Annotated in this window: 7 protein-coding genes; all 7 read right to left on the reverse strand. The window is 32.8% G+C overall.

Translation table 11 applies throughout. The features are described from left to right. A partial coding sequence (locus KGF52_RS17980) for a GTP-binding protein (protein ID WP_021411599.1) occupies positions 1–212 on the reverse strand: 212 nt, incomplete at its 3' end. Between the two features lie 91 nt (positions 213–303). Then, entirely contained in the window at positions 304–2,370 is a 2,067-nt protein-coding gene (gene fusA / locus KGF52_RS17985) for an elongation factor G (protein ID WP_227437035.1), read from the reverse strand. 48 nt (positions 2,371–2,418) lie between these two features. After that, complete coding sequence (gene rpsG / locus KGF52_RS17990; RefSeq protein WP_227830409.1) at positions 2,419–2,889, reverse strand: 30S ribosomal protein S7; 471 nt, start codon at positions 2,887–2,889, stop codon at positions 2,419–2,421. Positions 2,890–3,012: 123 nt separating this feature from the next. Further along, positions 3,013–3,435, reverse strand: a complete 423-nt coding sequence (rpsL, locus tag KGF52_RS17995; protein WP_227437039.1) for a 30S ribosomal protein S12 — start codon at positions 3,433–3,435, stop codon at positions 3,013–3,015. Positions 3,436–3,722: 287 nt separating this feature from the next. Further along, positions 3,723–7,208 (reverse strand): DNA-directed RNA polymerase subunit beta', encoded by a 3,486-nt coding sequence (gene rpoC, locus KGF52_RS18000; RefSeq protein ID WP_227841120.1) that lies wholly within the window; start codon positions 7,206–7,208, stop codon positions 3,723–3,725. Between the two features lie 41 nt (positions 7,209–7,249). Beyond that, a complete protein-coding gene (locus tag KGF52_RS18005; RefSeq protein WP_227830407.1) occupies positions 7,250–10,966 on the reverse strand; it encodes a DNA-directed RNA polymerase subunit beta in 3,717 nt (1,238 codons plus the stop codon). A gap of 461 nt (positions 10,967–11,427) precedes the next feature. Continuing rightward, the gene (locus KGF52_RS18010) at positions 11,428–12,216 is read right to left on the reverse strand and encodes an SDR family NAD(P)-dependent oxidoreductase (RefSeq protein ID WP_227830406.1); all 789 of its coding nucleotides are present in this window, start codon (positions 12,214–12,216) and stop codon (positions 11,428–11,430) included. Between the last annotated feature and the right edge of the window lie 296 nt (positions 12,217–12,512).

A 12,512-nucleotide genomic window follows, 5' to 3' on the forward strand; every position in this document is an offset into this window, starting at 1 on the left:
TACTCAACGTGTGCTGTTGATATTGTGATTCCTCTTTCTCTTTCTTCTGGAGCTTTATCTATGTTTGCGAAATCTACCGCTTCTCCTAATTGGTATCTGTCATATAATGTTTTTGTTATTGCTGCTGTTAATGTAGTTTTACCGTGGTCAACGTGTCCTATTGTTCCTATATTAACATGAGGTTTTGTTCTTTCGTATTTAGCTTTAGCCATTTTGAATTTCCTCCCTTTATCTTGTGCAAGACGAGACAGGTCTCGTCTTGCTGATTATTTTTTATATTTATATTATTAATTAATTTTTAAATTATTTTCCTTCAGCTATCTTTTTAGCAACTGAAGCTGGAACTTGTTCATAGTGATCGAATATCATTGTATAAGTTGCACGACCTTGAGTTGAAGATCTTAGGTCTGTAGAGTATCCAAACATTTCTGAAAGTGGAACAAATGCATTTATAACTTGTGCACCACTTCTTGCTTCCATTCCTTGGATTAATCCTCTTCTTGAGTTTAAGTCACCCATAACATCTCCCATGTAATCTTCTGGAGTAACAACTTCTACTTTGAAGTAAGGCTCTAAAAGAACTGCATTACCTTTCTTCATAGCATCTTTAAATGCCATTGAACCAGCCATCTTGAACGCCATCTCAGAAGAGTCAACTTCATGGTAAGAACCATCATATAACTCAACAGCAACGTCTACAACTGGATATCCAGCAACTATACCAGATTGCATAGCTCCTTGTATACCCATGTCAACTGGACCAACATATTCTTTTGGTACAGATCCACCAACAGTTTTGTTTGTGAATTTGTATCCTTCACCTGGCTCTTGAGGAGCAACTCTAATCTTAACGTGACCATATTGTCCTCTACCACCTGATTGCTTAGAGTACTTGTATTCAACATCAACTGGTTGAGTTATAGTTTCTCTGTATGCAACTTGTGGAGCACCAACTTTAGCTTCTACTTTAAATTCTCTTAATAATCTATCTACTATTATCTCTAAGTGTAATTCACCCATACCAGATATTATAGTTTGTCCTGTTTCTTGGTCAGTTTTAACTGTGAAAGTTGGGTCTTCTTCAGCTAATTTTTGAAGAGCTATACCCATTTTTTCTTGAGCTGCTTTAGAACTTGGTTCTATAGCAACAGATATAACTGGCTCAGGGAATTCCATAGATTCAAGTATTATTGGATTAGCAGGATCACATAATGTGTCTCCAGTAGTAGTATCTTTTAATCCTACTGCTGCTGCTATATCTCCAGCATAAACTTTAGTTATTTCTTCTCTTGTATTGGCATGCATTTGTAGTATACGACCAATTCTTTCTCTCTTATTCTTAGTTGCATTTAAAACATAAGAACCAGATTCTAATGTTCCAGAGTAAACTCTGAAGAACGCTAGTTTTCCAACAAATGGGTCAGTCATTATTTTGAATGCTAATGCAGAGAATGGCTCTTCATCAGAAGAATGTCTTTCAGCTTCCTCTCCATCTTCCAATATACCTTTTATAGCTGCTATATCAGTTGGTGCTGGTAAGTAATCTAAAACTGCATCTATTACTAACTGAACACCTTTGTTTCTATAAGCTGTACCACAGAAAACTGGGTTCATTTCACAAGCTATAGTAGCTTTTCTTATAGCAACTTTTAATTCATCTATAGTAGGTTCTTCACCTTCAAGATATTTCATCATTAACTCTTCATCAGTTTCAGCTACTGCTTCAACTAATTTTTCTCTCCACTCTGTAGCTAATTCTTTCATATCTTCTGGTATGTCTGTTTCTTCCATTTCAACACCTAAGTCGTCTTTGTATATAACAGCATCCATTTTTAATAAGTCTATTATACCTATAAATGAATCTTCTTTACCTATTGGTAATTGCATAGGAACTGCATTAGAATTTAATCTAGATTTCATCATGCTTACAACATTGTAGAAATCTGCACCTAATATATCCATTTTATTTACAAAAGCTATTCTAGGTACTCCATAAGTTTCAGCTTGTCTCCATACATTCTCAGATTGAGGTTCAACTCCACCTTTTGCACAGAATACAGCAACTGAACCGTCAAGAACTCTTAGAGATCTTTCAACTTCAACTGTGAAGTCCACGTGTCCAGGAGTATCTATTATATTTATTCTATGGTCTTTCCATGAAGCAGTAGTAGCGGCAGAAGTTATTGTTATACCTCTTTCCTTTTCTTGCTCCATCCAGTCCATTTGAGAAGCCCCTTCATGAGTTTCTCCTATCTTATGAGTTTGCCCAGTATAAAACAGGATTCTTTCTGTAGTAGTAGTTTTCCCTGCATCTATATGAGCCATGATTCCTATATTCCTAGTTCTTTCCAAAGGAAACTTTCTAGCCATGGTTATCCTCCTTATGATATCCTCAATTTTATAAGATATCTATATATCCTACCATCTATAATGAGCAAATGCTTTATTAGCTTCTGCCATTTTATGAGTATCTTCTTTTTTCTTAACTGAAGCTCCTGTGTTGTTAGCTGCGTCCATTATTTCTTTAGCTAATTTATCAACCATTCCTTTTTCTCCACGAGCTCTAGTATATTTTACTAACCATCTTAAACCTAATGTTTGTCTTCTTTCAGGTCTAACTTCGATTGGTACTTGGTAGTTTGCCCCACCAACTCTTCTTGCTTTTACTTCTAAAACAGGCATTATATTATCCATTGCCTTATTAAATACTTCTAAAGCATCTTCTCCTGTTTTTTCAGCAATAATTGTGAAAGCATCATAAACTATTGTTTGAGACTTTCCTTTTTTTCCGTCTACCATTAAATTATTTATTAATTTAGTAACTACCTTACTCCCATACATAGGATCTGGTAAAACTTCTCTCTTTGGAACATTACCTTTTCTTGGCATTTCGCTTCCCTCCTTAATTATTTAACTTAAATCATAGGTACTCGACATAAATCATTTAATGCCGTGATGCCATAAATATCTATATATTTAAAGCACCGAACTATAATCAATCATTAATTGTTTTTATTTTTTAGCGTCCTTAGGTTTCTTAGCACCATACTTAGATCTTGATTGTCTTCTCTTATCAACACCTGCTGTATCTAAAGTACCTCTTAGTATATGGTATCTAACCCCTGGAAGGTCTTTTACTCTTCCGCCTCTTATAAGAACAACACTATGCTCTTGTAAGTTATGTCCTTCTCCTGGTATATAAGCAGAAACTTCTATACCATTAGTTAATCTAACTCTGGCAACTTTTCTTAAAGCTGAGTTAGGTTTCTTAGGAGTAACTGTTTTTACTGAAGTACAAACCCCTCTTTTTTGTGGAGCACTAGCGTCAGTTACTTTCTTGTTTAAAGAGTTGTAACCTTTTTGTAATGCTGGAGCAGTAGATTTCTTTTCAACTGCTTTTCTACTTTTACGAACTAATTGGTTAATTGTTGGCATCATCTGCACCTCCTTCCAAATTTTCGATCTTATCAGTGACCGCCAACTACATCAATATGAATACTCATACTGACTGATTGTAACATTTGTTACTTACAATTTAATGTCTATAACACATGAATATGTGATATTAGCATTTTTCTAGCTTGATGCTTTTAGTTTTTGTTTATTGCCATTTAAAAGTCACTAAGAGCTCATATAAGCCCTTAGTGTACTTTTAAACAACACACTTTACTATTTTAACACCACAAATAATGGTTGTCAAGATTTCTTTACTCTATCTGCCATTAATCTTCAATTTTTTCAACAGCTATATTTCTATATTTCTTCATTCCTGTTCCTGCTGGTATTAGTTTACCTAATATAACATTCTCTTTAAGCCCTATTAGGTGATCTTCTTTACCTTTTATTGCAGCTTCTGTTAATACTCTTGTTGTTTCCTGGAATGAAGCTGCTGATAAGAATGAATCAGTTGCAAGAGATGCTTTAGTTATACCAAGTAATACTCTTTTAGCAACTGCTGGTCTTAAGTCTTTAGCTATAGCTTCTTCGTTACATCTATTAAATGTTAATACATCTTCATATCCACCTGGTAATAAATCTGTATCTCCTGGGTCTTCAACTTTAACTTTAGATAGCATTTGTCTTACTATAACTTCTATATGCTTATCGTTAACATCAACCCCTTGAAGTCTATAAACCCTTTGAACTTCTTTAACTATATATTCTTGAACACCTTTAACACCTTTTACTCTTACTATATCATGAGGATTTATAAATCCTTGTGTTAAAGGATCTCCAGCTTCTAATATCTGTCCTTGCTTAACTTTTAATCTAGAACCATATGGTATCACATATGTTTGAGTTTCGCCTTCTTCTGGTATTACATTTACTTCTTTTCTCTTTCCAGTTTCATCTATTTCAACTCTACCAGATACTTCAGTTATTACAGCTAAACCTTTTGGTTTTCTAGCTTCAAATAATTCTTCAACCCTTGGAAGACCTTGAGTTATATCGGCTCCTGCAACCCCTCCAGTATGGAATGTACGCATTGTAAGCTGAGTACCCGGCTCACCTATAGATTGAGCTGCTATTATACCAACTGCTTCACCTATATTAACTTCTTTTCCTGTAGCTAAGTTTCTACCATAGCACTTAGAACAAACTCCATGATTAGTTTTACAGTTAAGAACTGTTCTTATCCTAATTTTTTCAATTCCTAAAGCTACTATAGTTTCTGCTTCATCTTCTTGTATCATAGCATCAGCTTCAACTATAACTTCACCAGTTTCAGGATTTAATATAGGGTCTATAGTATATCTTCCTACAATTCTATCATATATCTCTTCTATAACTTCATTTCCTTCTTTTATAGCATAAATTTCTGTAGTATCTTCTGTTCCACAATCTACTTCTCTTACAATAACATCTTGACTTACATCAACAAGTCTTCTTGTTAAGTATCCAGATTCAGCTGTACGTATAGCTGTATCGGCAAGACCTTTTCTGGCACCATGTGAAGATGTAAAGTATTCAAGTACTGATAAACCTTCACGGAAATTAGATTTAACTGGTATCTCAACTGTTTTACCAGATGCATTGGCCATAAGACCACGCATACCTGCTAACTGTCTAATTTGATTTTTAGAACCTCTGGCTCCTGAATGTGCCATTATATATATATTGTTTAATCTATCTAGTCCACCCATAAGAGCATCAGTAACCTTATCAGTTGTTTCTGTCCATGTCTCTATAACTTTTTCATATCTTTCTTCATTAGAGATTAAACCTCTTCTGTATGCTTTTTCATATTTATCAACTTTTGCTTCTGCCTCAGCTATAAATACTTTCTTTTCTTCTGGAACACTCATATCAGCAACAGCAACTGTTATACCACCTAATGTAGAGTATTTAAATCCTAGAGATTTTATATAATCTAGTAATTCAGCTGTTTCTGTATTTCCATGTTTTCTAAAGCACTTATCTATTATTTTACCTAGAGATTTTTTATCTGCTAAGAAGTCAACTTCAAGAGCAAATGGGTTTTCATTTCTATCTACAAATCCTAAATCTTGAGGTATACTTTCATTAAATATAAATCTACCAACTGTACTTTCAACTAATGAGCTTCTTCCATCTTCAAGAGTTACTTTTAGTTTTACTAAGGCATGTAGATGAACTGATTTATTGTAATAAGCAAGTAATAGTTCATTAAAATCTTTAAATACCATTCCTGTTCCTTTAGCATCATCTTGTGCTTCTATTGTTAGATAATAACAACCTAAAACCATATCCTGAGATGGAGTAGTTATAGGAGAACCATCTTTAGGAGCAAGAATGTTGTTTACAGAAAGCATTAAAAATCTTGCTTCTGCTTGTGCTTCTACTGATAAAGGTACATGAACCGCCATTTGGTCTCCATCGAAGTCTGCATTGTAAGCTGTACATACAAGAGGATGTAGCTTTATAGCTTTACCTTCAACCAAAATTGGTTCAAATGCTTGTATACCTAATCTATGTAGAGTCGGCGCACGGTTAAGAAGAACTGGATGGCTTTTTATAACATCTTCTAAAACATCCCAAACTTCTGGCTTAACTTTTTCTACTATAGATTTTGCACTTTTTATATTATGTGCATATCCTTCTTTAACTAGTTTATCCATAACAAATGGCTTGAATAGTTCTAGTGCCATTTTCTTTGGAAGACCACATTGATAGAATTTAAGTTCTGGTCCAACAACTATAACAGAACGTCCTGAGTAGTCAACACGCTTACCAAGTAAGTTTTGACGGAAACGACCTTGTTTACCCTTTAACATATCTGATAAAGACTTAAGTGGTCTATTTCCAGGCCCTGTTACAGGTCTACCTCTTCTACCATTATCTATTAATGCGTCAACTGCTTCTTGAAGCATTCTTTTTTCATTTCTTACAATTATATCTGGAGCTCCAAGCTCTAGTAATCTCTTAAGTCTATTATTTCTGTTTATAACTCTTCTATATAAATCATTTAAGTCTGAAGTTGCAAATCTTCCACCATCAAGTTGTACCATTGGTCTTAAATCTGGTGGTATTACTGGTATTGCATCTAAAATCATCCATTCTGGTTTATTCCCAGATTTTTTAAATGCTTCTACAACTTCTAATCTTCTTATTGTTCTAACTTTCTTTTGTCCTGTACTGTCTTTTAATTCCGCTCTTAAGTCTTTGCTTTGTTGCTCTAAATCTATGTTTTGTAACAATATCTTTACAGCTTCAGCACCCATACCTACAGTAAAAGTATATCCGTATTTTTCAAGAGCAGTTCTATACTCTTTTTCTGTCAATAACTGCTTCTCATTCAATCCAGTTTCTCCTGGATCAACTACTACATATGAAGCAAAATATAGTATTTTTTCTAATGATCTTGGTGACATATCAAGTAAAAGTCCCATTCTACTTGGTATACCTTTAAAGTACCAGATGTGAGACATAGGAGCTGCTAGCTCTATATGTCCCATTCTTTCTCTTCTTACTTTTGATTTAGTTACTTCTACTCCACATCTATCACAAACTACACCTTTGTATCTAACTCTTCTATATTTACCACAATGACACTCCCAGTCTTTTTGTGGTCCAAATATTCTTTCACAGAAAAGACCATCTTTTTCTGGTTTTAAAGTACGGTAATTTATAGTTTCTGGCTTTTTAACTTCTCCTCTAGACCATTGTCTTATTTTTTCTGGAGAAGCCAATGCTATTTTTATCGACTCGAAATTGTTTAATTCAAACAAGGAGTTCTCTCCCTTCTATTTGAGATTTACATTAATTAAATTTACACATCAAAGTCATCACCAACAAAGTCTATTTCTTCTTCAAATAAATCTTCTTCAGCAAATTCTTCTAAATTCTCTATATCCTCATCTTCTACGGTTTCCGTAAAATCATCTTCAATTTCTTCTATTATATTACTTTCTTCAACTTCTCCCATGTTATTTACAACATCTAGTTCAAATTCACCTATTGTGTCATCTTCATCTACAGATTCTCTTACTTCTATTTCTTGATCTTCATCTGTTAATACTTTTACATCTAAGCATAAACTTTGAAGTTCTTTTATAAGAACCTTAAATGATTCTGGGATTCCTGGTTCAGGTATGTTTTCACCTTTAACTATGGCTTCGTAAGTTCTAACACGACCTACAACATCATCAGACTTGACAGTAAGTATTTCTTGAAGTATATGAGCAGCTCCATATGCTTCTAGAGCCCAAACCTCCATCTCTCCAAATCTTTGTCCACCAAATTGTGCTTTACCACCTAGTGGCTGTTGAGTAACTAATGAGTATGGTCCAGTACTTCTTGCATGTAGTTTTTCATCAACTAAATGATGTAGTTTTAAGTAGTACATATATCCAACAGTTATTCTATTATCAAAAGTTTCACCTGTTCTACCATCATATAAAGTTAATTTACCATCTCTAGGATATCCAGCTTCTTCAAGAGCATCCATTATATCATACTCATTGGCACCATCAAATACTGATGTTGCAACATACCATCCTAAAGTCTTAGCAGCAAGTCCTAAATGAACCTCTAAAACCTGACCGATGTTCATACGTGATGGTATACCTTGTGGGTTAAGTATTATATCTAGTGGAGTTCCATTTTCCATGAATGGCATATCTTCTTCTGGTAATATTCTTGAGATAACCCCTTTATTACCATGACGACCAGCCATTTTATCTCCAACTTTTATTTTTCTCTTTTTAGCTATATAACATCTTACTAATTCATTTACTCCTGGAGATAAATCATCTCCATTTTCTCTAGTAAATACTTTTACATCAACTATTATACCAGATTCACCATGAGGTACTTTAAGTGAAGTATCTCTAACTTCTCTAGCCTTTTCACCAAATATTGCACGAAGTAATCTTTCCTCAGCAGTAAGTTCAGTTTCTCCTTTTGGAGTTACTTTACCAACTAATATATCTCCTGAATCTACTTCTGCACCTATTCTTATTATACCTCTGTCATCTAAGTTCTTAATTGCACTATCTCCAACATTAGGTATATCTCTAGTTATTTCCTCTGGTCCTAGTTTTGTATCTCTAGCTTCACATTCATATTCTTCTATATGAATTGTTGATAATCTATCTTCTTTAACTAATCTTTCATTTATTAATATGGCATCTTCGTAGTTATAACCTTCCCAAGTCATGAATGCTATAAGACAGTTTCTTCCAAGTGCTACTTCTCCTAAATCAGTTGCTGGACCGTCTGCTATAACATCTCCTTGCATTATTTGCTCACCTTTAGTTATTATAGGTGTTTGATTTATACAAGTACCTGAGTTTGAACGTTTAAATTTAAGTAGATTATATCTATCTCTGTTTCCATCTTCTCTTTTTATAATTATCTCATCTGCTGTTACTCTTTCTGCTATACCAGAATTTCTAGCAACAACAACTGCTCCAGAGTCTTTTGCAGCTCTATATTCTATACCAGTTCCTATAATTGGTGCTTCTCTTCTAACTAGAGGCACTGCCTGACGTTGCATGTTCGCTCCCATAAGGGCACGGTTGGCGTCATCATTTTCTAAGAAAGGTATCATAGCAGTGGCTACAGATACAACCTGCTTAGGAGATATATCCATATAGTCTACTCTGCTTTCAGGAACCATTTCAACAGCACCATTTACAGTTCTACAAACAACTCTATGGTTTACGAATTTACCATCGTCTGTTAATGGCTCATTTGCCTGAGCTCTTACGAATAAATCTTCTTCATCAGCAGTTAAATAATGTATCTCATCAGTAACTGTTGATGTTACTTTATCAAATTTTCTATATGGTGATTCTATAAATCCAAACTCATTTATTTTTGCATAAGTTCCAAGAGAGTTTATAAGACCGATATTTGGCCCTTCTGGAGTCTCTATCGGACACATTCTACCGTAGTGTGAATGGTGAACGTCACGCACTTCGAATCCAGCTCTTTCTCTTGAAAGACCTCCAGGTCCAAGAGCTGATAGTCTTCTCTTATGTGTTAACTCAGATAAAGGATTTGTTTGATCCATGAACTGAGATAACTGAGAACTACCGAAGAATTCTTTTATTGCAGCTGAAACTGGTCTTATGTTAACTAACGCTTGAGGCGTTATAGCTTCCATATCTTGAACTGTCATTCTTTCTTTTATGACTCTTTCCATTCTTGAAAGACCAATTCTAACTTGATTTTGTAATAATTCTCCTACAGATCTTATTCTTCTATTTCCTAAATGGTCTATATCATCAATATTTCCTATATTATAGAAGATATTGAATTCATAACTTATTGAAGCTATTATATCGTCTAATAATATATGTTTTGGTATAAGTTCTTTAATTCTTGATTTTATAGCTTCTTTTATTTCTTCTTCGTCACTATATCCATCTAAAATTTCTTTTAATGTTGGATAATGCACTTTTTCTTTTATGTTTAAATCATCTATGTCAAAATCAATATGAGACTTAATGTCTACAAAATTATTTCCTATAACTCTAACTTTCTTATCATCATCCATTAATAGATTTACTACATTTATACCTGCATTTTGTATATCTTTAGCTAACTCATAGCTTATTTTTTCTCCAGCTTTTACAAATACTTCTCCTGTTTCAGGATTTATTATGTCTTCTGCTGAAATTCTATTCATAATTCTATAGCATAAAGCAAGTTTTTTATTAAATTTGTATCTACCAACTTTTGCTAAATCATATCTCTTTGGATCAAAGAATAAAGCATTTAGTAAAGATGATGCACTTTCTACAGTAGGTGGTTCACCTGGTCTTAATTTTTTATATATCTCAACAAGACCTTCCTCTACTGTCTTAGTATTATCTTTTTCTAATGTAGCAGATAATCTTTCGTCTTCTCCTAAAAGGTCAATTATTTCTGCATCTGTCCCTATTCCTAAAGCTCTAAGTAAAACTGTAACTGGTTGTTTTCTTGTTCTATCAACTCTTACAGATATTACATCGTTAGAATCTGTTTCATATTCTAACCATGCTCCTCTATTAGGAATTACAGTAGATGAAATTAATCTCTTACCTGTTTTATCTCTCTCTTCCGCATAGTAAACACCAGGAGATCTAACTAATTGACTTACGATAACTCTTTCTGCCCCATTTATAACGAAAGTTCCTCTTTCTGTCATTAAAGGGAAGTCACCCATAAATACTTCTTGTTCTTTTATTTCGCCTGTTTCTTTATTTATAAGTCTTACCTTAACTTTTAGAGGTGCACAATATGTAGCATCTCTCTCTTTACACTCTTCTATATCGTACTTTGGTTTATCGTCTAAAGAGTAGTCAACAAATTCCAATATAAGATTACCAGTATAATCTTCTATTGGTGAAATATCATCAAACACTTCTTTTAAACCTTCTTTTAAAAACCACTCATAGGAATCTACTTGAATTTCTATAAGATTTGGCACATCAGCTATTTCCTTAATTTTAGAAAAGCTCATTCTAGTTCTTTTACCTATCGTGACAGGATGTGGCATTCACTTTTCACCTCTCAATAATTAAAAATAAAACAATAGTTCATTCTAACGCATCTAATAATTTTAGCATAATGTCAAGTATTTTTCAATATATTTTTTATCTTATATGTAAACTATGCATTATTTTTGATTTTTTGTAAATTATTTTAAGCATATATTATGTATTATGTACAATTCTTCAATATAAAATCCAATTTTTTCATTTATCGGTGTAATTTTCTATAAAAAGTTACATTCCTTTACTATACCCATATTTAATTATAATTTCATAAATAAGTACTAGTAAATAATTGTATTTATATAAAATCTGTTAAATATACAAAATAAAGACCATAAATGAATTTAATCTGGAGTTTTAAATCTTAAACTATTTCCATCATAAATTATATCTACAGTCTTTATAAAAATAGAATTTCTACTATAATTAAGTTTTTTATTTTTACTATATATTAGTAATATAATTATCCTAATATATTATCTGCAAACTGTGGTGTAGGTAAACCAAAACCTCCAGCTACTTCAAGTAAGTCTCCTGTTATAAAGGATGAATCATCACTAGCATAGAATAAAACAGCTTTTGCTATGTCTTCTGGCTTCCCTATGCGATTTAAAGGAACATGCTTTAGAAACTCCTTTATAAATTCTGGAGACATATTATCTAAAGCAGCTTTGGTTGCAATAAGACCTGGAAGTACAGCATTACATCTAACATTATCTTTTGCATATTGTGTTGCTATATTTTGAGTTAATGAGTTGATTGATGCTTTTGATACACAGTAAGCTATTCTAGATAGGTCAGGTAATACTGAACCTATACTAGATATATTTATTATACTTCCCTTACCATTCTTTATCATATGAGGAATAGCAGCTTTACATGGTAAATATACACTTTTTAAATTAGTATTTACTGTATCAAAGAAATTATCTGTATCTCCAGTTAAAAGGTCTTTATCAAGTGAAGGATTTGTCGAACCAAAATTATTTACAAGTATATCTATCTTGCCTTCTTTTTTAACTACATCTTCTATCATTGAAGTAAATGTTTCTTCTTCACGGGCATTAAAATAAACAAACCTAGCACAACCACCTTCTGCACTTATTCTATCTATAACTTCATTAGCCAATTCTTCTGAACGAGCTGCTAAATATACAACTGCTCCATTTTGTGCCAATATTTCAGCTGATGCTAATCCAATACCTTTAGTTGCTGCAGTAACCACTGCAACTTTCCCTTGTAATTTTTCCATTATTAACTCCTCCTTAAATGCGTTTCTTGAAATCTACATATTTCGATTTTTAGAAGTATTTAACTCATTTTAAATTTATATTTGTTAATTAATTATTTATTACATTTTATTTTTAAAGTACTTTTGTAATTTTTTAAAATAATATGTAGTTTTATATATTTTTCCTTTTATTATATCACCTTATATGTGCATATTACAATAATTGTTTATATTTTAATTTAACGTCTGTGTTTGACATAGTAAAAAACATATTCTTTAATAGTATTAAATTAAAATATCATTACACACTATATGAT

The organism is Clostridioides sp. ZZV15-6597 (assembly GCF_020657815.1).
Lineage (GTDB): Bacteria > Bacillota > Clostridia > Peptostreptococcales > Peptostreptococcaceae > Clostridioides.

Excerpts from the sequence above, each read along its gene's own strand:
- fusA (WP_227437035.1), bottom strand. The coding sequence starts at position 2,370 with ATGGCTAGAAAGTTTCCTTTGGAAAGAACTAGGAATATAGGAATCATG.
- rpsG (WP_227830409.1), bottom strand. The coding sequence starts at position 2,889 with ATGCCAAGAAAAGGTAATGTTCCAAAGAGAGAAGTTTTACCAGATCCT.
- rpsL (WP_227437039.1), bottom strand. The coding sequence starts at position 3,435 with ATGCCAACAATTAACCAATTAGTTCGTAAAAGTAGAAAAGCAGTTGAA.
- KGF52_RS18005 (WP_227830407.1), bottom strand. The coding sequence starts at position 10,966 with ATGCCACATCCTGTCACGATAGGTAAAAGAACTAGAATGAGCTTTTCT.
- KGF52_RS18010 (WP_227830406.1), bottom strand. The coding sequence starts at position 12,216 with ATGGAAAAATTACAAGGGAAAGTTGCAGTGGTTACTGCAGCAACTAAA.